The organism is Flavobacterium sp. KACC 22763 (assembly GCF_028736155.1).
In the GTDB taxonomy this organism is placed as follows: Bacteria; Bacteroidota; Bacteroidia; order Flavobacteriales; family Flavobacteriaceae; genus Flavobacterium.
On the sequence record NZ_CP117879.1, the window covers coordinates 1,836,245 to 1,860,733 of the forward strand.

The following is a 24,489-nucleotide window of genomic DNA, read 5'->3' on the forward strand; positions in this document are numbered from 1 at the left end:
TAAAATATTAAATAATTATCAATAGCAGGGTTTAATACAACGAAAACGTTAGAGATAATAAATCGTTTACTTCAAAACCTTAAAAAAAATATAAAAAGTTAAAATTTAATATTTTTTGAAAAAACACTAAAACGCTGCAGTAAAACCATAAAAAGATTTTTCAAACAGAATCATCTCAATTCCTTATAAAATAAGAGTTTTCCAACATTACAAACTATAAATCAACAAGTTGAGTGTAAAACAATATATTTCATGCAAAACTAAAAACAAACAATCGGTTGCTTATATTCCATAAAAAAACTCCCTTCTAAATAGCTAGAAGAGAGTTTTAAAACTATAAACATGGAAATAAAAATACTAAAGATTCATCTTCTTCGCATCTTCTGCAAATTGTTTTAAGCCAATATCTGTTAAAGGATGTTTCAGCAGACCTTTAATTGCAGAAAGCGGCCCCGTCATGACATCAGATCCAACTTTGGCACAATTTACAATATGCATCGTATGTCTTACAGAAGCTGAAAGGATTTGAGTTTGATAATCATAATTATCGTAAATTTCTCTGATTTCAGAAATTAAGTGCATTCCGTCTGTCGAAACATCATCTAATCTTCCTAAAAATGGAGAAACATAAGCTGCTCCAGCTTTAGCGGCAAGCAAAGCCTGACCAGCAGAAAAAACGAGAGTTACATTGGTGCGAATTCCTTTTGAAGAAAAGTATCTGCAAGCTTTTACACCATCGCCAATCATAGGCAGTTTCACTACAATTTGGGGATGCAGTCCAGCAAGTTCTTCACCTTCTCTAATCATTCCGTCAAAATCTGTTGAGATTACCTCTGCCGAAACATCACCGTCAACGATATTGCAAATATCTAAATAGTGCTTTAGGATATTCTGTTTTCCTGTAATGCCTTCTTTTGCCATTAAAGACGGATTGGTGGTTACACCGTCTAAAACACCTAAAGCCTGCGCTTCTTCGATGTCTTGAAGGTTGGCAGTGTCAATAAAAAATTTCATAAGTTTTTTGGTTTGTGATTAATTCGAGAAACGCGCTGCAGCACATCTAAATTTTAGTGAGTTAAAAATGTGCATTTCGATTGATTTTGCTCTTCAAAAAACCTTCAATAAAAAACACTCCCTATTATTTTATCAAACTGACCTTTTATTCGTTTCGATTTTCAAAAAATAGCAACTAAACCTTTAATCTATTTTTTTCAAATCTCGATTCAAAAAAGCCATAATCTTAATGCACATTTTCGAAGTTTTCATCTAAAAGAATCCTTTTTTTTTTAATATTAACGTTTTATAACTATCATATTTAAAAATTTAGATTCTCTTAATTTATTTCTCACTAAGTTTTTTTTTAAGAAGCCTAACAGGTTTTAAAACCTGTTAGGTTTGCTATAGAAGTTTACCAATTAAATATACTGGTTGATGATATTTTCAAACAATTCTTGTTTGCCGCTTTGAAGATTTAATTCTCCATTTTCGTGAGCGATTGCATAAAGATCTTTAAGGTTTAATTTTCCTTCAGCAAAATCTTTACCTTTTCCAGAATCGAATGAGCTATATCTTTCTTTTCTTAATTTCTCGTAAGGAGAAGAAGTAATGATTTTATCTGCAGTCAATAATGCTCTTGCAAAAGTATCAGCACCGCCAATGTGCGCCAAGAAAACATCTTCTAAGTCGGTAGAGTTTCTTCTGATTTTAGCATCAAAGTTAACTCCTCCGCCTTGCAATCCGCCAGCTTTTAAGAATACCAGCATGGCTTCAGTCGTTTCCTGAATGTTGTTTGGGAATTGGTCTGTATCCCATCCGTTTTGATAATCGCCTCTGTTGGCATCAATGCTTCCTAACATTCCCGCTTTTGCAGCCACTTCCAATTCGTGCTGGAAAGTGTGCTGTGCCAATGTAGCGTGGTTTACCTCGATATTGATTTTAAAGTCTTTATCTAAACCATAATTTTTCAAGAATCCGATTGCTGTAGCGGAGTCAAAATCGTATTGGTGTTTTGATGGCTCCATTGGTTTTGGCTCGATGAAGAAAGTTCCTTTAAAACCTTGAGATCTTGCATAGTCTCTAGACATTGCTAAGAATTGCGCCATATGGTCTAATTCTCTTCCCATATCTGTATTTAATAGAGACATATAACCTTCTCTACCTCCCCAGAATACGTAGTTTTCTCCGCCTAAAGCGATTGTTGCATCAAGTGCTAATTTTACTTGACCTCCAGCTCTTGCCACAACATTAAAATCAGGATTTGTAGCCGCTCCGTTCATGAATCTTGGGTTTGAGAAACAGTTTGAAGTTCCCCAAAGCAATTTGATTCCAGACTCTGCTTTTTTCTGTTTTAAGTAATCTGTAATAAAAGCCAAACGTTTTTCTGATTCTGCGAAAGTTGCTCCTTCAGCAATCAAATCGTAATCGTGGAAACAGAAATAATCGAATCCCATTTTGCTGATAAATTCAAAAGCTGCATCTGCTTTATCTTTCGCTGCCTGATAAGGATCTGGTGAAGCATCCCAAGCAAACTGCTGCGTTCCTGGGCCGAATGGATCGCTGCCCTGTCCGCAGAAAGTATGCCAGTAAGCGATAGCAAATTTAAAGTGCTCACGCATTGTTTTTCCAGCTACAACTTGGTCTGGATTGTAATATTTAAATGCCAATGGATTATCAGACTCTTTTCCTTCAAATTTTATTTGGCCAATACCTTTATAGTATTCTTTATCTCCTAAAACTATCATTTGATTCTTTTATTTAGTTGTTAATATTAATTCTAATTCTTGTTTCCATTTCTTATAAGCGGCTTCGTAAGGTTCTTTGTTATGAAGCGGTAAAAACGTCATTACATGGTCGTTGTCGCTTACATTTGCTCCAAACTTGCTGTAATCGCCATCTTTTAAGCCAACCGCTCTTGCCGCGCCAACCGCTCCTGTTGTGTTGTAGATCTCGATTTCATGGCCGATTAAAGTTGCTACAGTATTGGAGAAAATCTCAGAACGGAAAAGGTTATCATTTCCGGCTCTAATTACATTAATCGTTGCGTTATCATCTTTCAAACATTCCATTCCGTACACAAACGAAAACGCAATTCCTTCAAGAGAAGCTCTGAATAAATGCGCGCTGTTATGAATATTCAGGTTGAGGTTTAAGAAATGCGTACCAATAGTTTTATTGTTGAACATACGCTCTGCGCCATTTCCAAACGGAATCACAACTACTCCTTCTGATCCAATTTCAATATTTGAAGCCTTTTCATTCATTGCCTCATAACTTTCGTTCCCCATATTATTGCGAAGCCATCTGTACTGAATTCCAGCTCCGTTAATATTCAAAAGTTTACCCACTCGTGGCGTTTCCAGTTCGTAGTTTACATGGACGAAATTGTTTACTCTAGTGCTTTTTCCAGAAGACATTTCGCTTACTGCATAAAACACTCCCGAAGTTCCACCCGTAGCCGCCACTTCTCCTGGATTCAATACATTTAATGAAAGAGCATTATTAGGCTGATCTCCTGCTCTATACACAATAGGAATTCCCGCAGGAAGACCAGACTCTGCTGAAGCCTTTTCAGTAACAACTCCCTGATTTGTAAAATTCTCTACAATTTTTGGAGTCATAGACTGGTCGATTCCGTAGTAATCCAAAAGCCAATCGGCTACTTTATTTTCTTTATAATCCCAAAGCATTCCTTCAGACAAACCATTTTTGGTCGTTGTTACTTCACCTGTCAATTTCAAAGCGATGTAATCTCCGGGAAGCATGTATTTAGCAATTTTATGGTAAAGCTGAGGTTCGTTTTCTTTAACCCACTTTAGTTTTGAAGCCGTAAAATTCCCTGGCGAATTCAATAAATGCGACATACATTTTTCTTCTCCAATTTCGGCGAAAGCCTTATTTCCAATTTCAACGGCACGGCTATCACACCAAATAATTGAATTTCGTAAAGGAGCGCCTTCTTTGTCCACAATCACTAATCCATGCATTTGGTACGAAATACCAATTCCCTGAATTTTAGAAGCATCAATATTCGCTTCTTTAATGGCTCTTTTTGTTGCCGTACAAATGTGCTTCCACCAGATTTCAGGATCTTGTTCCGCCCAGTCGGGGTGAATAGAAAGGATTTCCATTTCATTTTGAGGCTCATTCAGAACAATGATTTTTTTGCCTGTTTCTGCTTCTACCAAAGCTGCCTTGACAGAAGAACTTCCAATATCATAACCGATATAATACATACTATAATGATTCTCTTATTATTAATTTTGTCGGCACATAACACCTTGTTTCTTCATCATGTGCAATAAATGCCGCTGCTTTGGTTCCCATTTCTTTAAAATCAGTCGAAATATAACAACACAACCGATTGTAATTTTCGCGAAATTTTTTTACGCAAAAAGCCCTAATCAATCAATCTTCTTATTCCGTATGGATCAATCGTAATTATAGAACCATCTTCCAAATAATCAATTTTGGTTACTTTCATGCTTCGCAAATGCGTTACCCCTTTTGACAAACTCGAATCGTGGTAAAACAAATACCATTCGCCTTCTACTTCACAAATTGAATGGTGCGATGTCCAACCTACAACTGGATTCAAAATTCTTCCCTGATACGTAAATGGTCCATACGGATTGCTGCCAATAGCATAACAAATAAAATGCGTATCGCCTGTCGAATACGAGAAATAATATTTTCCGTTGTATTTGTGAACCCAAGAAGCTTCAAAAAAACGTCTGGCATTATCTCCTGCCAAAATCACTTTTCCGTTTTCATCCAAAATTTGAATTTCTTTTGGTTCTTCGGCAAATTCCAACATATCATCTCTTAACAAAGCTACTATTGGCCCTAAAGCTTTTTCTTCAGCCAAAGGTTCTTCGTTATTTTGATCGTACTGATGATTACGGTACTTCTGAAGCTGTCCGCCCCATATTCCTCCAAAATAAATATAATGTTTACCATCTTCATCTTCAAAAACAGCAGGATCTATGCTGTAACTTCCTTTTATCGCTTCTTTTTCAGGAACAAAAGGCCCAACTGGCGAATCCGAAATGGCAACGCCAATCTGAAAAATTCCGTTAGCTCGTTTAGCTGGGAAATACAGATAATACTTTCCGTTTTTATGAGCTGCATCAGGTGCCCACATTTGTTTTTCAGCCCAAGCAACATCATTTACATGCAACGCAACACCATTATCAACTGCTTCTGATGAAATATCTTCCATAGAAAAAACATGGTAATCTTCCATTCCGAAATGATCCCCATTATCATTAAACGGAATTCCGGCATCAATATCATGAGATGGATAAATGTAAATTTTTCCGTTGAATACATGTGCCGAAGGATCGGCTGTGTACATATGGGACACTAAAGGCTTTGAAATCGCCAGGTCATTAATTTCCTCAAAATTAATGTGTTCAATGCTATCTTCAGGCATAGTAATATTTTGTTTAAATGATTAAGCTCTTCTTTGTTTTAGTTCGGTTTCGATCTGCACTTCCATTTCTTTGTTAATTTTATAGAAAAACAGCAATCCAGCTCCAATTAAAAATGGAATTGCAGGAAAAATACTCACCAGTAATTTGATTCCATTTATCGCAGTTTGAGACTGCTCTGGTGCATTTGGAACGTAATGGAAATAACCCAAAAATAAAGTGGTTAAAGCACCTCCAACACTTAATCCCGTTTTTAGTCCAACCATCATTGCAGAGAATATAATAGCAGTTGCGCGACGGTTATTGAGCCATTCTGAATAATCGGCAACATCGGCAATCATTGCCCAAAGAATCGGAATTGTGATTCCGTAGAAAAATCCGTGCAGAATTTGAGAGAAAAACATCAGACTAATTGATGTTGGCGGATAAAAATAGAATGCAATAATGAATAAAGTCGAGATGAATAAAAACACCCCAAAAACATTTCTTTTTCCGTACTTGTCTGCCAGATTTTTAGAAAGTGTAATGCCAACAATCATAAAAATAATTCCGCCTGCATTAAACAGTCCGAAACCTGCTGAAACGGGGTCATTCCCAAAATGATTCAATCCGATATTGGATAAAGCATCTAAAATAGGCTGAATAAAAATGGCTAATTGCTCTTTATCCACATAATTTTCAAAATAATACACATACGAACCACCTTTCATTGCCAAAGTCACAAAAACCAAAGTCGTTAGCGAAAGCATAATTATCCAAGGCCTGTTTTTGATTAAATCGCTTAAATCTTCTCTTACGCTTGACTTTTGTTCTGGTTTGGGAATGATTCTTTCTTTTGTAGTTAAAAAAGTAATTAAAAGCATGATTGTTCCAATAATGGCCAGCGCAGTCATTACTTTTTCGATTCCGATCGCTTTATCTCCGTTTCCGGCACTTTTGATAATGCCAAGCATAAAAACCTGAACAAAAAACTGGGCAAACATCACCGCAACAAAACGATAGGACGACATACTATTTCGTTCTTTCATATCACCCGTAATAACACCGCTTAAAGCAGAATATGGCAGGTTGTTTCCGGCATAAAAAAGCAACAGCAAAGTATAGGTGATAACTGCATAAATTACTTTTCCTTTGTATGAGAAATCGGGAGTTGAAAACGCCAATAAAGCAACTGCTCCAAGCGGAATCGCTGTCAATAAAATCCACGGCCTGAATTTTCCCCATTTGGTACTGGTTCTGTCTGCCAAAACCCCAATAATCGGATTAAAAATAAAAGCTGCTACCAATCCAACAATCAGCATAATGATCGAAGAATCTGTTGGCGATAAGCCGTAAATGTCGGTATAGAAATACGCCAAATACGTCATCAGAGTTTGAAAAACTAAATTGGCTGCTAAGTCTCCTAAGCTGTATCCAATTTTTTCTTTGATGGATAGTTTTTGTGAAATGTTAGTCATTCGTGGGTTTGTGGTCATTTTATTGATTAGTTATGTAAGCAAAAGTGGTTTCTAAAAATAAAGCTATTCAGTTTTTTTGATCATTTCTCATTCTTTTAACTGCTAATATCATGGCAGTTTTCATTAAAACAATCGGTTGTGTAAAATTATACAAAAAAACATATTTTACAAATTTACTTTTCTTTATTTAATTTATTTTTCAAATCACAACCGATTGTTAATTAATTTATAAAAATCCAAGTATTTTTAGCAGTTATTATTTGGTTTCTTTAAGATTTAAAATACTGCTGTAAGCTTTTTTATGCCTTAAAGTCGCATCAAATGGCAACGGATAATTAGTTCTTCCTTTTATTGGCCAATCGTTTAGCCAAGATTGTCCGTCATGAACTCCCCAAAAAGTAACACGGCTGATTTTATCTTTGTGTTTCAAAAATAATTTAAAAATCGATTCATAACGTTCTGCAAGTTTGTTTTGAATAGAATCTGGCAATGCTTTCGGATATGGATTCATTTTTGCGCTTCCTTCAAATTTTTGACTAATCTCTGCTCCTTTCAAATCCCACGGATTTGGCAAAACCGTAATATCTAATTCTGTGAACGCTACTTTAAGCCCTAAAGCCGAATATTCTAAAATGCTTTTTTCTATTTCTTCGATTGATGGACTTTCCAATCGCCAATGTCCCTGGATTCCAACTCCATAAACTTTTCCGCCTTCGGCTTTTATTTTTTTGATTAAAGCAATCGCTCCTGCTCTTTTTGCAGGTTCTTCGATATTATAATCGTTATAATATAATTCTGCTTTTGGATCTGCTTTTGCCGCTAGTTTGAAAGCGTTAACCAAATATTTTTCGCCCAATGTTTTCAAAAAAACAGATTGTCTTAAAGTTCCATCCTCATTCAAAGCTTCGTTTACAACATCCCAAGAGTTGATTCTGCCTTTGTATCTGGAAACTATTGTCGTAATATGATCTTGCATAAATGCTTTCATTTCCGTACTGTCGGCAATCTTTTCCATCCAAGGCGCTAATTGGCTGTGCCAAATCAGAGTATGTCCGTGAATAAACATCTTATTCTTTTCTCCATACGCCACAAATTTATCAGACAAAGTAAAATCATATTTGTCCTTTTGCGGATGCGTAAACATAGATTTCATGATGTTTTCTGCCGTAATTGCATTAAATTCTTTTCGAATCAAAAAATCTTCTTTTTTGTCTTTTTCTTCGATTTGATTCGCGCTTAAAGCAGTACCAATGTAAAAATCATCTTTGTAAGCATCTTTTAATGAAGCGGTTTCTTTTTGCGATGTACAGCTGACAGCCAGCAAAGTTGTGACGGCAACTAAATAAGGTTTAATGCATTTCATATTTTTTGGTTTAAATAGTTAATAGTTTTTTTCTCTTAACGGAGATAGTAATCATTCCTTCCTAAAACTCTGTGGCGATCCCAAATACGACTGCAAAACTTTTCCTTCTTGGGTTTCAATTACAATTTTTTGAAGCACCAAAGCAGGATCAATTCCGTAAATTTTCAAAACATGATTTCCTGCTTTTTCAATTTTATGAGTTGAGGCTATTATTTTAATATTATTCGCGACAGATTCTACCCAAGCTTTTTCCGAAGAATCTGCGTTGAGGTTCATGATTTGCGGTTTCTCATCATCAAAGCCGATTCCGTATTTTAATCCGTCTCCCTTTTTAAAATTGATTGTTGGCGAAAAATAGGCATTTACTTTTATTTTTCCTTTGCTAAAAAAACAAACAGTGTACTCTAACCTTGGAGACTGTTCCGAAATCTCAACAGGTTTACTATTCGAAGGCTTTAAAGTTACTCCTGATGATGTTTTTCCAAGATTTGGAATTATCGTCCATTTTACAGAATCTGAATTTATTGCTTTAGTATAATTTTCACTTTCTATTGAAATGTAACCGTCGTTCTCAATAAAACCATGAGCTTGAGCTAAATCTTGTTTTTTGCTAATTGATGTCTCTTTTTTTAAAATCTCTTCAGCGGTAATCACTTTTACCGCTTGAACTGCAGGCGCAATTTTCTTTGTTTTCGGCATCACATTTTTCTCAGGCTGCTGCCAATTATCATAACCTATATGTGTCTGAGACATCATGTGATTCCACTTCCCATTGGCCATTTGGGCATGATAATAATTTGTGAGCTCGGCATCTTTTTCAAATAACTTCTTTACTTTTTCGCCATAATCATTTGCAGCGACATTTCCCTGTTCTGCATACAATTGATTTTTAGCCTGCGCCACATACAACTCATTTAAATTAGCGCTTGCCAAAACAGGAAATAAAACCAGCTGATAAAAAGCACCTTTGTATTCTGGTTTCAATTTTTCATTTACCGAATTAGCTTTTTCAACCAGTTTCTGATATTCTGCAACAATCCTATCTGCTTCATTATAATTCGTTATACTATATGTTCTTGAGTCTAATAATTCAGGCTTTCTTCGTGAGTTATATTTTGTATATAATTTCAAAATCTCTGCAATTTCAGCTGTAAACTGATTGTCAAAATTCTTTTTAGCCCAATCTGCATAATACTGTTCTAAATTCCCAGCATTGAACTTTTCAGGGTTCCACGCCATGTTCAAGAAAAATTCAATCGGAAATTCCATTGGTTTGATGTCTCCCACATTTACAATCCAGATTTTATCGACACCGTATTGATACGCCAAATCCATTTGTTCCCAAACTCTTTCAATTTGATTCGTGTTGATCCATTTGTAATTTCTTGGGCCGCCAACATAATCGTAATGATAATAAATGCCATAGCCGCCTTTTCTGGGTTTCGAATCCAGTTCTGGAAGTTTGCGGATATTTCCCCAATTATCATCACACAGCAAAAGCGTAATATCATCGGGAACTGTCATGCCTTTGTCATAATAATCCTGAACTTCTTTGTAAAGCGCCCACAGTTGCGGAGTTTCCTCTGCTGGCTTTTTCGTAATTTGTGAAATGATATTTCTTTGTGTTTTTACAATATTTTCTAATAACTCAATCGCAGTTCCTTCCGTCATAGGTTCGTCGCCGTCGCCACGCATTCCAATGGTAACGATGGTTTCCTTGTTTCCCATTCGTTTAATTCCGTCTTTCCAGAATTGAATCAAAGCTTCTGAATTGGCAGTAAAATCCCATTTCCCGTTAGATTTTCCCCATTCGGCATGGGCTCTCGTTAAGGGTTCATGATGCGAAGTTCCCATTACAATACCGTATTCATCAGCCAAAACAGCGTTCTGCGGATCTTCAACATAAAACATTCTGCCCCACATTGCCGGCCATAAATAGTTGCCTTTCATTCGCAGAATCAATTCAAAAACTTTATCGTAGAATTTCGAATTGAAACCTCCAAATTTTTCGAATGCCCAGCCAGTTAATGCTGGAGCTTCATCATTTATAAAAATCCCCCTGTATTTTACTTTTGGCTCTCCCTGCGAATGAATTCCAGGCCTAACATGCAATTCTGATTGTTTTTTAACTGGAACATCAGCCCAATAATACCAAGGCGAAACTCCAATTTGATTAGACAAATCATAAATTCCGTAAATCGTTCCTCTTTTATCTGAACCTGCAATCACCAGCGCTTTCTTGATTCCTTTAAACGGATTTTCAACTATCTGCGTGGCAAATTTTTCCCATTTCCCCTGAAGCAGATTCGCATCAATTTTTCCTTTTTTGGCTAAATGATTGATGATTTCACTTTTTCCAAGTGTACCAATAATAACAACAAAATCTTCTGCTTCTGAAATCTTTTTAATTCTTTTCGGATGTAAATCGGAAACCTTAAAAAGATCATTTTCCAAATGTCCTATTACTTTTAAAACTCCTGCATAATCTTTATCGTCAACCAAAATTGAAGCTATTTTCCCATTGCCTACTAAAGGAAAATTTTCTTTAGAAGCCTGATTGACTACATATTTTTCTGGATTTATCGCATATGAATTTGTGCTTAATCCGATTAGGAAAAACAGCAGGATTATGTATGAAGTTTTAATTTTTAAACACATAGCGTGACAACCTTTTTATTTAATCTCGCAAAATGGCAGAGTCGCATAGCAATTCTTTTTAAGCCTTTTCAAAACAAAGCTTTGCGGCTCTGCCACTTTGCGGGCAATTCTAAGCGCATTAGATTTAGAAAACTTTAATTATAAATTCAATTTATACCCAATTCCCATTTCCAAACCTCTTAACTCCGCCAAACCTTTTAACCTTCCCGTCAACGAATAACCCGGATAAGTTTCAGCTGCTTCATCAACTCTATGCAGAAAACCGTGATCTGGGCGCATTGGGATACTAATTTTAGTTTTATTCGCTAACACCAGCAATTTCTCAACAATCGCTTCCATTTTAACATCACCGTTTAAATGCTCTGATTCCCTAAAAATAGTTTCGCTTTCGCGGATAGTATTTCTCAGGTGCAAAAAGTGAATTCGGTCTCCAAAATCGTCTATTATTCTTTCCAGATTGTTTTTTGGATCGGCACTTAACGAACCTGTGCAATAGCACAATCCGTTTGCTGCTGATGGAACGGCATCAAAAATCGCTTTCAAATCTTCTTCTGTTGAGACAATTCTTGGAAGGCCTAAAACCGAAAACGGGGGATCATCCGGATGAATGGCTAATCTTTGTCCATTTTTCTCCGCAATCGGAGTTACTTCTGATAAAAAATAAATCAGGTTTTCTCTTAGCTTTTGATTGTCGATTTCAGCATAATTTTCTAAAAGAGACAAAATCTGTTCTGCTGTAAAATTGATTTTGCTTCCCGGAAGTCCTAACAAAACATTTTTAAACAATAATGCTTTTTCATCTTCCGATAATTGATTTCCAAACTGTAACGCTTTTTCTTTTTCAGCATCAGAATAATCGCTTTCCGAATCCGGTCTTTTTAAAAGAAAAACATCAAAATAAGCAAACGCATTCTGATTATAGAGCAAAGCCCTACTTCCATCTTCGTTTATAAAATTATGATTGGTTCGCACCCAGTCCAGAATCGGCATGAAATTGTAGGTTATGATTTTGATGCCGCACTGCGCCAGATTTTGCAAGCTGATTTTATAATTTTCAATGTATATCAGATAATTTCCAGAAGCTCGTTTGATTTCTTCATGAACAGGAAGACTTTCAACGACAGTCCATTCCAAGCCGCAATTGCGAATAATTTCCTGTCTTTCTTTTATCGCTTCAACAGTCCAGATCTCGCCAACAGGGACCTGATGCAATGCCGTTACAATTCCTGTTGCGCCCGCTTGCTTAATATCGATAAGTTTTACGTTGTCTTGAGGTCCAAACCAACGCATGGTTTGCTGCATTTTTATCATACTTATTTTTTTTATCTCGCCAAGGTGCAAAGCCGCAAAGTTTTTATTCAAAAAAGCTTAAAAAGAAAAATACTTTGCGGCTTAGCGTCTTTGCGAGCCATTTTCAGCATTCGCTAAAACCCAATACTATTCCCGCCATCAACAGGCAATACTGTACCTGTAGTATATTTTGATTCGCTTAAAGCAAAATAATAAACCGCATCTGCAATGTCTGAAGGCTCGCCTAAATAGCCCATTGGCGTTCTTCCCAATACTTTATTTTTTCTTTCCGGATCGTTATCAAGCGCTGTTGATGACATTTTCGTTTTAATGAATCCTGGAGCAATACAGTTGGCACGAATACCAAACTGAGCCAATTCAACTGCCATAGCACGCGTCATCGCTTCAATAGCGCCTTTGCTTGACGAATATGCAATTACTTTTGGAATTCCGTATTGTGATGCCATCGAACTGATATTAATGATGCTTCCGCCTCCGTTTTCTTTCATGTTTTTAATCACTTCTCTGCTTACGGCAAAAACGCTCAATAAATTGGTGTGAATTATCGAAAGGAAATCTTCATTAGTTACCTCGGGAATTTCTTTTTTCATATTGATTCCGGCGTTGTTGACCAAAATATCAATCGGACTGTTTTTGGCAATGCTTTCAATCATTGCCGGAATACCTTTCAAATCATTTAAATCAAAGATTACAGGAATGGCATTTTCTCCAATTTCTTTACAGGCGTCTTCTGTTTTTTCTTTCGATCTGCCAATTATATAAGTTGTGATTCCGTTGTCACAAAGCTTTTTTGCCGTTGCAAAACCTAATCCCGAATTTCCTCCCGTTACAATTGCCGTTTTCTTGCTCATAACTTTTATGCTATATTTTTAGAATGCTGCTAAAACGGATTCGCTATTGCGAAAACGCTTATTTACACAGATTTTTTATTTACGATTTTAATTGGAAAAAATCCGTTTTTTCCCGTGTCTTCGCAATAGTGAATCTGCGTCATCTGTGTTACAATTATCCAATTTATTTATCCATTTCCCGGTGCAAAAGGAAATTTTAATGATTTAAAATACTCTAATGTTTGTGTCGGTTTTTCTACTCCATCAGGAAGCGCTTTTCCTGAAAACTGTTGAAAATACAGCAAACAGGCATCGCGCCACCACTTTGCTTCTTTATGCTGAATTTCCAATAGCATTTTCACTTCATTAAATCGTTCACTGTCTATATAGTTTTCAGTTTTGTTCCAAACATCCTGCATTTTTCTAACCTGATCTACACCTTCCTGATATTTTAGCGCCAAGCCATTCCAAAGCGTTTGTCCGTTTTTCAGTTTATAATCCCATGAAAGATGATGAAACCATAGCAGCTCTTTTTCAGGACAAGTTTCTACATTATCAAAAAGTTTGGCAGCTTCCGGTGCATATTGCCAAACAGCATCTGTTCCTGACTTCGATCGGTCGAAACCTATTCCGTTTTTATCTGCTTTATGATAATACGTCGGATTCCATTCTGGTCTTGATAAATTGGAAACCCAAGGTCCTGGTCCGTAATGATGCCCTGTATCCATAATATGATGCAAACCAAGCGGTGTCATATAATTGACAACGGCTTCACGCGATTCAATCATGATATTTTTTACTGTCTTAATGAAATTTTCATTATTAGAAAATGTGCTTCTCAACCATTCCTCTGCAATAACTTCAGAATCTAAATACGGATTCCATGCCAATCTTCCGAAACCGTACCAATTGGCTTGCGCAAAAGGATGTCCTGTCCAATTTAAATCGTTACCAATATTAGCAACACCGGCAGTTCCCGTTAGTTTATTTTTATATAAAGTGCCATCAACAACTTTAGCAACCGTTGAACCTTTTCCTTTTTGAAAGGTATCCGATTCCAAAACTTCCTGAAATAATTTAGGCAGAAAAACCAAATGTGCGCTAAAACCTAAATATTCCTGCGTAATTTGAAATTCCATCATTAAAGGCGTTTTTGGCATGGCTCCAAATAACGGATGAAACGGCTCTCTTGGTTGAAAATCAATCGCTCCGTTTTTGACTTGAACCATTACATTCTCTTTGAATTTCCCGTCATACGGCTGAAATTCGGCATAAGCCTGTTTAGCGCGATCATTGGCATCATGTTCAGAATATACAAAGGCTCTCCACATAATTACACCGCCAAAAGGTGCAACGGCATCGGCCAGCATATTAGCGCCATCAACATGATCTCTGCCGTAATTTTGAGGCCCTGGCTGACCTTCTGAATTGGCTTTTACCAAAAATCCGCCAAAATCTGGAATTCGTTTATAGATTTCAGCCGACTTATTTTTCCACCAGTTAATCACTTCAGGATCTTTTGGATCGGCTGTTTTTAGATTTCCGATTTCAATTGGCGCCGAAAATCTTGCCGTTAGATAGACTTTTATTCCATAAGGTCTGAAAACATTGGCTAATGCTTCCACTTTTTCCAAATACTGCGGAGTCAGAATTAAGGCGTTTGCATTTACATTGGTTAAAACCGTTCCGTTAATTCCAATTGAGGCATTCGCTCTAGCGTAATCAATATAGCGCTGGTCTATAAAATCTGGAAGTTTCTGCCAGTTCCATAACGAAAATCCAGCATAACCACGTTCTACCGTTCTGTCAAGATTGTCCCAATGATTTAAGATTCTGATATTCGTTTTTGGAGAATCAGCAATATTTAAATCTTTAACCGATTTATTGGTTTGCAATATTCTCAGGAAATGAAAAACGCCATACAAAACAGCAATATCATTCTTTCCTGTAATGACTATCTGCTTTTTATTTTTAAGTGAAATGGATTTGATAATAAAACCTTCAGTATTGATTTTATTCAAATCAGCTTGCAATTCTGTTTTGATTTCGGAACTTAAATTCATTTGTGAGCCAACAATTAGATTATTCTCTCCTTTTACGTCTTTTCTGATTTCAGGAATACTTCCTAACATATCCGCAAATCCAGTTTTGAGTTCTTTTTCAGCAATTTTAATGGTTTCAGAATTTCCTAATACTGCAATGCCTTTAAGATTGTTCTTGTATTCAGAAGCTGCTGTTGAATCAGCAACTGTATTATACTGAAGCCACAATTTATAATCCTTTTGCGCTGCAGTCGAAAAGGAAATAAGAAGAAACAGGAAAACAAATCTTAATGAAGTCATTGGCTTTAATTTATTCTTGACAATTTCATTTTTACAACATCAATATTTTACACCTTATTAAAAGCATATAATAAAATTTTGAACCGAAAAATGCATTATTCTAAATAAAACAATAATTGCAATCGGTTGCGTAAAAATATAGGATTGTTGTTTAAGAAAAAAATTTTGGATGCCTTTTTTTCAAAAAAATAATTTATTTAACAAATAAAAGCAGGATAATTACAAAAACTATCCTGCTCTGTAGCATCTTAAAAATAATTACTTTTGAGTAGATTCTCTCGCGAGTACTTCTGTATTTAAAAAAGTGATTTCTTTCGCATCGTCATTTTTAGACGATTTCAAATTCTTAATGATAATTTCAGCCGCTGCTTTTCCCATTTTTTCTGCAGGATGCGTAATAGTCGATATATTTGGATCAATAATCTGCGAAATTGGATCATTATTAAAACCAATTACTTTAAACTCTTCAGGGACTCTGATTCCGCGTTTTTTTGCAGTTTGAACTGCGCTTACAGCCAAAATATCTCCTGGTGCAAACAATCCGTCCGGAATTGGCTTTAAATCAAATAAAGCGTTGCTGCCCTTTACCCCGTCTTCATATGTAACCGAATTCAAGTTGATGATTAATTCTTCGTCCACTTCGATATTATGATCTTTTAAGGCTTCAATATAACCTCTTTTCCTTTCATTATACAAGTTTCCCAATTCTGAACCAGCAGAAAAATGGGCAATACGGATGCAGCCTTGTTCAATAAGATGTTTGGTTGCTTTGTAGCCTGCTGTATAATTGTCAATTACAACTCTAAAAGTATTATATCCTTTTGGAACTCTATCCACAAAAACCAACGGAATATTATTATTTGAAAACTGATGGAAATGAGCTGTATCGCTTGTTTCCATTGCCAGAGAACAAATTACGCCGCTTACGCGATTGCTATATAAAGATTTGGCCATATTTACCTCTTCTTCATATGAGTCGTGCGACTGCATAATAATTACGGTATAATCCGATTTTTGAGCCGCGATTTCGATTCCGCTAATCAGAGAAGATAAAAAGGGCTGTGTAACGGTAGGAATCAAAACGCCAATGGTTCTGGTTTTGTTCCCACGCAAACCTGCTGCTAAAGTATTCGGGACAAAACCCATTTCTTCAGCGGTTTTTTTCACTTTTTTAATCGTCTTATCACTTATCGTGTGATGATCTTTTAAAGCTCGTGAAATAGTAGATGTTGCCAGATTAAGCCTCTCAGCAATATCATAAATCGTTACATATTTATTTTCTTCCATTACTATTATGATTAGTCGTAAATTTTGAACATAATTTAAAAAGTTTAGCACAGCAATTCAATACCGCCTGTTTTCGTTTTACATGACAAATTTACTTATAACAAATTTACTTATAACCAATAGAAAACGTAAACATTTATCATCAAAAATAATTAAAAAAAACAGTAAAATGGCATTATTTATCAAATAACACTCTAAAGTTAAATTATTTTTCTTTCCTTTACACAATCGGTTGCAATTTATTTTAAAATAAAAAATACAGCACTTCATCAGTCCCAGCATCAGTAAAATTTATTTATATGAAAACAAAAAAAATAAAATATCAGATCCTGATATTACTCTCTCTTTGGTGCACTGCACAGAATAAAGATTCCAAATTTCCTTTTCAAAATACTGATCTCACTTTTGAAGAACGAGTAGAAAACTTAGTGGGGCAATTAACATTAGAAGAAAAAGTGGCACAAATGCTAAATGCGGCACCTGCTATACCGCGACTGGGAATTCCTGCTTATGACTGGTGGAACGAAACGCTTCATGGGGTCGCTAGAACTCCTTTTAAAACAACCGTTTTCCCGCAGGCGATTGCAATGGCCGCTACTTTCGATAAAAACTCGCTTTTCAAAATGGCCGATTATTCTGCTCTAGAAGGCAGAGCCATTTACAATAAGGCTGTTGAACTTAACAGAACCAACGAACGTTATTTAGGGCTTACTTACTGGACCCCAAATATTAATATTTTTAGAGATCCCAGATGGGGACGCGGACAGGAAACTTATGGAGAAGATCCTTATCTGACAGCTATTTTAGGCGATGCATTTGTCAAAGGCCTTCAAGGAGATGATCCTAAATATCTTAAAGCTGCAGCCTGTGCAAAACACTATGCTGTACACAGCGGGCCAGAATCTCTACGCCACACTTTTGATGTGGATGTAACTCCATATGAACTTTGGGACACGTATCTGCCCGCTTTCAAAAAATTAATCACCAGCTCTAAAGTTGCAGGGGTTATGTGCGCTTACAATGCCTTTAGAACCCAGCCATGCTGCGCCAGTGATATCCTAATGAATGACATTCTAAGAAATGAATGGAAATTTACCGGTTATGTCACATCTGACTGCTGGGCTATTGATGATTTTTTCAAAAACCATAAAACACATTCTGATGCCGCATCTGCTTCAGCCGATGCAGTGCTCCATGGAACAGATATTGACTGCGGAACAGATGCTTATAAATCACTTGTTCAAGCTGTTAAAAACGGACAAATCACCGAAAAACAGATTGATGCTTCTGTAAAACGTCTTTTTTTGATCCGTTTTAGGCTGGGCATGTTTGATCCTGTCTCAATGGTTAAATATGCACAGACTCCAAATTCAGTTCTAGAATCAGATGAGCATAAGGAGCATGCTCTAAAAATGGCCAGACAATCTATAGTACTTCTTAAAAACGAAAGAAATACGCTTCCATTAAGCAAAAAACTTAAAAAGATTGTTGTTTTAGGTCCAAATGCAGATAATTCAATTTCCATACTTGGAAATTACAACGGAACTCCATCAAAACTAACAACAGTTTTGCAAGGCATTAAAGAGAAAGTCAGCCCTGAAACTGAAGTGGTTTATGAAAAAGCCACCAACTTTACAAATGATACATTACTGGTTTACAAAGATCTAAAGAGCCGTTATTCTTATGAAGGAAAACAAGGCTTTAAAGCTGAGTATTATAATAACAATACCTTATCTGGCGCACCTGAAACTACGAGAACTGAATCTGAAATAAATAATTTCTGGCAGGAAGGAGAAATGGTTGCCCAAAACATCAAAGCAAATCATTTTTCGGCACGCTATACTACCAATTTTAAAGCAGATGAGGATGGTTCAATTACTTTTGAAGTGGCCGCAGATGACGGTTACAGGTTTATTATTGACGGTAAAGAAGTTATAGATGCCTGGAAAAAAAACCGATGGGGAGCAAAAACATACAAACTGCAAACCAAAAAAGATTCTGTTTATAAACTAGTGTTGGAATATTGGCAAGGTGAAGGAAAAGCTGAAGTGGCTCTGCAAACCGGGAATTTTATAAAAACAGATTTTGCGAATTTAATTGGGCGCCATAAAAATGCAGATGCCTTTATTTTTGCAGGAGGCATTTCTCCTCAACTTGAAGGAGAAGAAATGCCTGTTGATGCACCCGGATTTAATGGTGGAGACCGTACTTCCATCCTACTTCCAGAAGTGCAGACAAAACTTCTAAAAATGCTTCAATCTTCTGGAAAACCCGTAATTTTTCTCATGATGACCGGCAGCGCAATAGCTGTGCCTTGGGAAGCAGAAAACATTCCGGCTATCCTAAACATATGGTATGGCGGACAATCTGCAGGAACGGCCTCTGCCGATGTCATTTTTGGAGACTATAATCCTGCTGGAAGACTTCCGGTAACCTTTTACAAAGACGATTCCGATTTGTCTTCTTTTGTTGATTATAAAATGGACAATAAAACATATCGTTACTTTAAAGGCACTCCTTTATACGGATTTGGCTATGGTTTAAGCTATACTGAATTCAAATACAGCGCAGTAAAAGCTCCTGCAAAAATAAAAAAGGGCCAGCCAGCCACTATTTCTGTTAAAATAACCAATGCCGGAAAAATGGAAGGAGAAGAAGTTGCGCAACTGTATTTAATTAATCCAAATGCATCCATAAAATCTCCTTTAAAAAGCCTCAAAGGATTTGAAAGGTTCAACTTGAAACCTGGCCAAAGTACCGTTGTCAATTTTGCTCTTTCTCCTGAAGATCTTTCTTATGTGACAGAAAACGGAAGCTTAAAAGCATATGAAGGCAAAATTCAAATTGCAGTTGGAGGTTCACAGCCAGATGAAAAAAATCGAACAAAAGGCAATATTATAACTCAAACTTTAGAAATAGAAAAATAATTAATTAGCAGTGCCTTTGAATTTTAATTTTAGTCAAAGGCATATCATTAGCATTTATTAAAAAACTTAAAAATGGACAAGACAATAGACCAATTATCAGCAGATAATATTAGAGCTTTAGCAATATCAATGGTTGAAAAAGCAAATTCCGGACATCCTGGAGGATCAATGGGAGGAGCAGATTTTATGCACATTTTATATTCTGAATATTTGAAATATGATCCAACTGAAATGAACTGGATTTGCAGAGATCGTTTTTTTATGGACGCTGGGCATTTATCTGCATTAATGTACGCCCAATACTATCTTTTGGGAAATTATGAAAAAACAGATCTTGAAAATTTCAGACAATGGGGTTCTGTAACGCCTGGCCATCCAGAAATTGATGTAAAGAGAGGTATTGAAAACACATCCGGTCCATTGGGACAAGGGCATGTTATGGGTGTTGGAGCTGCCATTGCCGCTAAATTCCTATCTGAAAAATTCGATAATTTATTTGATCACAAAATATATGGTTTTATAACAGACGGAGGCATTCAGGAAGAAATTTCGCAGGGAGCAGGAAGGATTGCAGGACATTTGGGATTAAACAATTTTATCATGTTTTATGATTCCAATGATGTGCAATTATCATCCATGACCGACGAAGTAACGAGTGAAAATACAGCCGCAAAATATGAATCTTGGGGATGGAAGGTCATAACTATTGATGCTCACAATCATACCCAGATACGTTCTGCGTTAAACGCAGCAAATGCCGAATTAAAAAGGCCTACGCTTATTATTGGAAGGACAATTATGGGAAAAGGCTGCGTAACTTCTGAGGGCACATTATACGAAGGGCAATGTGAACTTCATGGCAAACCTATCGGGGCAACAAAAGCAGACTTTATAAAGACACTTGAAAACTTGGGCGCTGATCCACAAGATTCTTTTGCCATTTACAGCAGCGTTGAAGGCCATTATCAAAAAGTTTTAGAACAAAAAACTAAGGATGCTGCAGAAAAGAAATCAAAAATTTTGGCGTGGGAAAGCCAAAATCCTGAATCTGCTAAAAAAATCCAGCAGTTCTTCAGCGGAGAACTTCCTGAAATGGACTTCAGTTCTATATCTCAAAAAGCTAATGCGGCAACACGCGATGCTTCTGCGGAGGTTTTAGGCTATTTGGCTGAAAAAATAGAAAACATGATTGTTTCTTCTGCTGATTTGTCTAACAGCGATAAAACGGACGGTTTCTTGAAAAAGACTTCAGTGATGCAGAAAGATAACTTTAGCGGAGCATTTCTTCAAGCAGGCGTCGCCGAACTTACAATGGCCGCAATTGCAAATGGAATGGCTCTGCATGGCGGAGTAATTCCTGTTGTAGCCACTTTCTTTGTTTTTTCTGATTATATGAAACCAGCCATGCGTCTTGCTGCAATTCAGGAGCTTCCTGTAAAATATGTATTCACGCATGATTCGTTTAGAGTTGGAGAAGATGGGCCAACGCATCAGCCGATTGAACAAGAGGCTCAGATCAGGCTTTTAGAAAAAATTAAAAACCATTCTGGCCGTCAAAGCTTTTTGGCACTGCGTCCAGCCGATGCGGCTGAAACTTCGGTAGCTTGGCAAATGGCTGTTGAAAATAAAACAACTCCTACAGCATTAATCCTTTCAAGACAAAACATCAAAGATCTTCCGTACAAGGATCCAAAATTTGCAGCTGCATCACAAGCTAAAAAAGGGGGATATCTAATTAAAGAAAACCAAAATCCAGATCTTACTTTGATCGGAAACGGATCTGAGGTTGCCACTCTTTTAGAAGCAGCCTCTGAATTGGAAAAAACAAAACAGTTAAAGATAAATGTTGCTTCCATTATTTCTGAGGGCATTTTCAGATCTCAACCAAAAGAATATCAAGAAAGCATTATTCCAAAAGACGGATTGGTTTTCGGTCTGACAGCCGGTCTTCCTATTAATCTTGAAAGTTTAGTGGGTTCTCGAGGAATTGTCTATGGTTTAGATCATTTTGGCTACTCAGCTCCAGCTTCAGTTTTAGATCAAAAATTTGGATTTACGGCTGAAAATATTAGCAATGAGATCGTAAAATATTTAGGAATAGCACATTAGAATTGCCTTCTGTTTTGCCACAAAAAGGTAAGCCTATTTTATTTAAGTTATTGGCTTAATTTTTTATGCAACAAAAAGCCTGCAAATTTTGTGCAGGCTTTCCAAAATAATCCTATTTATTAAATCTCTGATCCGCTTCCCGCTGCATTTCCGACATGGTTTTGATCCTCCCGGATTTGATCCACTCCAGCAGTTCTGACCTTATAAAATAAAGTTTCTTGCCCTTCTTGTTGGCGGGCATTTCCTTTCGGCATACTTTCGAATAGATGGTGGCCACCGATAGATTCACGAGCTTTGAGGCCTCCAGAATGGTCATTAGGCCCGGATCAAAATCCTCAGGAGGCTTATTGTCCCTGATCTGTTTTACCATACGCTCAATGCTCTCCACACGCATCACAAGGCTTCCCAATATATTGGGAAGATCCTCAAAAGCAAAAGGCTTCATGGCTCCATTAATTTACGCAGTTCAAAATCAAAAAAATATATCCGGCTTGCCCTTGTCTTCTTAAAAGAAGGCTCATAGCGCAGGTATCCGTACTCATCGAGCTCCCGCAGGCATTTATGGTAGGTGCATGCGGAAGATATCTTGGCCGTGGGCGCCAATTCCCTTCTGAAGACTTCAACAGGATTGGCAAAGCCTTTGGCAGACCTGAACTGCAGAAGGGCCGCATAAAGGGCTATATGCGCCGTGCCGATGCGCCCGTCCTTTTCAATGGCAGAAAAAAAATCTGCCAAGGGTTTCACGCTTTCCATAATCCATCAATGATCACCTGAGCTAAATGGACGGCGATCTTCTTTTCGCCTTCTTTTCCTTGTTCTCCCCCAAATCATCATCTCCGTGCCCATCAGCGCTCTTCTTCTCCCCTTTGGAGATATCTTCCTTGGAATCCTTCTGCTTCTGCTCCTGGCTTTGTCTGTCATTGATGCGTAGCATCGATTCGTCATAGACCCTGATGGTCTTGAACTGCGGATTGGCCTCCACAAACCTTCTCTTTTCCTCGCCATTGACAACAAAAGTGACCGATTGGATATTCCCTTTTTTAAGCGAGCCAAGCAGACTCTCTTTAGACTCGGGTGTCTGAAGCTCCTTAATGGAATGCTTCTCAAGAGCCGCCTGAAGATTATAGCCGTAATTCTGGTGGTAATGGTTCATCTTAAAGTTTCCGTTTGGCTCGGCATCCTTAAAGTCCAAAGAAATCCAAGAATTATATTTCTCGCCCTCCTTGGTCATAAGATCTTTATTGACCGATCTTCCTTCCAGCAGATTAAAAGCCTCCTTCATTGTAAAATTATTATCCTTTCCCATATAGAAGATCTGCTCCAATGTATGTGGAGCCCCTTCCTTGGAGAGCATGGCCTTATAGGAGTTGAAGAAATACAGATCGCTCCGGTCGGATTTCTTAAAGCTCAGCTCGCATTTAAAGGCGCTCTTCTCAAAATTGGCTTCATGGAGAACCGTAAATTCCTTTTCCCCTTTTCCCAGCTGCTCTTTTAATATGGGCTGCAGCGCTTCCCCAAAACCAGCATACTTGATCTGGTCTGCCAAAAATTCTAAATTCTTCTCATTCATGATACTTCCATTTAAATTATTCTCTAAAAATTCTTTCCTTTCTCTTTCGCCCCTGGCAAAACCAGTTATCTCAATAGCCTCAATAGAGGACAGGTCAATTCCGCTTTGCATAAGCGCATTTAAATCATGTATCAGCGACTTTACAGGCAGTCTCTCAAAGTATTCTGCATCGTTAGCCATTACAGCACAATATTCCTCTGCTTGCTGCGGATCGCGAAAAAACTCCAGCGTATCACTGTTATTAACCTGATCAATATTAAAGGCAACATCCGTGTAGCCGAGATAAGCCATTTCTTGGGCGTAACCCAGCATCATTTCACTGTCACTTAAGTCGATTGTCATAGTGCTGCTATTTATTTTTATAAATCTGAACTACAGTGAAAGCATTTTATCTGCCATGTTTTTAATGTCAACATCCAAGTTTCTTCCGCCATTCTTTTCGATAAGCTGAATTGTGAGGTATTTTTTCTCAGGAATGGTAAATTTGCCAAAAGCAAAAACTTTTACAACCTGAGATTTATCAGGTATAACCAGCGAAGCTGAAGTTGCATACAGCGGCACCATTTCAATTTCCTGTGAGGCTGTCCGTTTTGATTTCCTCTGGTCTCTTATAAAAAACCGAATCTGGTCGATGTCATAATTTATTTTCGATTTGTTCTCCAATGCTATCCTGAAATACATAACATCCTGGCTTATAAAAATGCCATTGACTTCAAGGCTCATTTGAAACTTTAAACTTTTAATCCCGCTTGCTTTTTTCTTTTTGCCTAATGCAAGCCAAGCCCCCTGTTCGATCTTTTTCTGATTCTCGTTCTCACGAGAGAAAAGGATATCTTTATTAACTGCGATGCCATCTTCCGCCTTAATATTTAAATCGGAGCAGCCGTCATCGTAATTCAGGACAAACACGTATAGCCTTCCATCTGAAGTTACAGCTGTTAGATTGGTCTGAAAAAAATACGGTTTGGCAGCCTTAACCAGCAGTACATTCTCCACCCCTTTTGCTTTTTGCACCAGCACATCTGCGCTTCCCTTATCTATGCTTTTAATGGCATAGGGAAATACTATGCTTGTGGTTTTAGAAAAACCAATTTGGAGATTTTTGTAATGATCTTCATAAAATGCAGTTTCTTTTCCTGATCCCTGAGGGTAAGCTGAAATACCGGCAAGACATGCAAGCAGCAGCAGATAGATTATTCTTTTCAT

General features: G+C 37.1%; 17 protein-coding genes. 2 read left to right on the plus strand and 15 right to left on the minus strand.

All coding sequences use genetic code 11. The features are described from left to right. Positions 1-357: 357 nt before the first annotated feature. From fsa to PQ463_RS07785, 11 genes are all read right to left on the minus strand, one after another. A complete protein-coding gene (fsa, locus tag PQ463_RS07735; protein ID WP_111375839.1) occupies positions 358-1,014 on the minus strand; it encodes a fructose-6-phosphate aldolase in 657 nt (218 codons plus the stop codon). A 401-nt stretch (positions 1,015-1,415) separates the two neighbouring features. Further along, positions 1,416-2,741 (minus strand): xylose isomerase, encoded by a 1,326-nt coding sequence (gene xylA, locus PQ463_RS07740; protein ID WP_274257082.1) that lies wholly within the window; start codon positions 2,739-2,741, stop codon positions 1,416-1,418. A gap of 9 nt (positions 2,742-2,750) precedes the next feature. After that, positions 2,751-4,232 carry a xylulokinase gene (locus tag PQ463_RS07745; protein WP_274257083.1) on the minus strand — a complete coding sequence of 494 codons (1,482 nt, stop codon included), beginning with the start codon at positions 4,230-4,232 and terminating at the stop codon, positions 2,751-2,753. Positions 4,233-4,396: 164 nt separating this feature from the next. Further along, on the minus strand, positions 4,397-5,431 hold the full coding sequence (locus PQ463_RS07750) for a glycoside hydrolase family 43 protein (protein ID WP_274257084.1): 1,035 nt from the start codon (positions 5,429-5,431) through the stop codon (positions 4,397-4,399). Positions 5,432-5,452: 21 nt separating this feature from the next. Then, positions 5,453-6,886, minus strand: a complete 1,434-nt coding sequence (locus PQ463_RS07755; protein ID WP_111376306.1) for an MFS transporter — start codon at positions 6,884-6,886, stop codon at positions 5,453-5,455. 256 nt (positions 6,887-7,142) lie between these two features. Further along, entirely contained in the window at positions 7,143-8,249 is a 1,107-nt protein-coding gene (locus PQ463_RS07760; protein WP_274257085.1) for an endo-1,4-beta-xylanase, read from the minus strand. 51 nt (positions 8,250-8,300) lie between these two features. After that, the gene (locus PQ463_RS07765; RefSeq protein WP_274257086.1) at positions 8,301-10,907 is read right to left on the minus strand and encodes a glycosyl hydrolase 115 family protein; all 2,607 of its coding nucleotides are present in this window, start codon (positions 10,905-10,907) and stop codon (positions 8,301-8,303) included. 138 nt (positions 10,908-11,045) lie between these two features. Continuing rightward, positions 11,046-12,209, minus strand: a complete 1,164-nt coding sequence (uxuA, locus tag PQ463_RS07770; protein WP_274257932.1) for a mannonate dehydratase — start codon at positions 12,207-12,209, stop codon at positions 11,046-11,048. Positions 12,210-12,331: 122 nt separating this feature from the next. Continuing rightward, positions 12,332-13,069, minus strand: a complete 738-nt coding sequence (locus PQ463_RS07775; RefSeq protein WP_274257087.1) for an SDR family NAD(P)-dependent oxidoreductase — start codon at positions 13,067-13,069, stop codon at positions 12,332-12,334. Positions 13,070-13,236: 167 nt separating this feature from the next. Then, positions 13,237-15,390: an alpha-glucuronidase family glycosyl hydrolase gene (locus tag PQ463_RS07780; RefSeq protein WP_274257088.1), complete on the minus strand. Its 2,154-nt coding sequence runs from the start codon at positions 15,388-15,390 to the stop codon at positions 13,237-13,239. A gap of 258 nt (positions 15,391-15,648) precedes the next feature. Then, positions 15,649-16,677: a LacI family DNA-binding transcriptional regulator gene (locus tag PQ463_RS07785; RefSeq protein ID WP_274257089.1), complete on the minus strand. Its 1,029-nt coding sequence runs from the start codon at positions 16,675-16,677 to the stop codon at positions 15,649-15,651. A gap of 299 nt (positions 16,678-16,976) precedes the next feature. Between PQ463_RS07785 and PQ463_RS07790 the strand changes: the two genes are divergently transcribed. Then, positions 16,977-19,604 (plus strand): glycoside hydrolase family 3 C-terminal domain-containing protein, encoded by a 2,628-nt coding sequence (locus PQ463_RS07790; protein ID WP_274257090.1) that lies wholly within the window; start codon positions 16,977-16,979, stop codon positions 19,602-19,604. 72 nt (positions 19,605-19,676) lie between these two features. After that, complete coding sequence (locus PQ463_RS07795; RefSeq protein ID WP_274257091.1) at positions 19,677-21,713, plus strand: transketolase family protein; 2,037 nt, start codon at positions 19,677-19,679, stop codon at positions 21,711-21,713. A gap of 112 nt (positions 21,714-21,825) precedes the next feature. Here the strand turns inward: PQ463_RS07795 and PQ463_RS07800 are convergent, their stop codons facing one another. The 4 genes from PQ463_RS07800 to traN are packed head-to-tail and all read right to left on the minus strand — an operon-like array spanning position 21,826 to position 24,489. After that, positions 21,826-22,158, minus strand: a complete 333-nt coding sequence (locus PQ463_RS07800) for a helix-turn-helix domain-containing protein (protein WP_274257092.1) — start codon at positions 22,156-22,158, stop codon at positions 21,826-21,828. Further along, entirely contained in the window at positions 22,155-22,466 is a 312-nt protein-coding gene (locus PQ463_RS07805; RefSeq protein WP_111376239.1) for a hypothetical protein, read from the minus strand. Before PQ463_RS07805 ends, PQ463_RS07800 begins: the two co-directional genes overlap by 4 nt. 22 nt (positions 22,467-22,488) lie before the next feature. Continuing rightward, positions 22,489-23,625, minus strand: coding sequence for a hypothetical protein (locus tag PQ463_RS07810; protein WP_274257093.1), 1,137 nt, complete (start codon positions 23,623-23,625; stop codon positions 22,489-22,491). A 30-nt stretch (positions 23,626-23,655) separates the two neighbouring features. Further along, positions 23,656-24,489 carry a conjugative transposon protein TraN gene (gene traN / locus PQ463_RS07815; RefSeq protein WP_274257094.1) on the minus strand — a complete coding sequence of 278 codons (834 nt, stop codon included), beginning with the start codon at positions 24,487-24,489 and terminating at the stop codon, positions 23,656-23,658.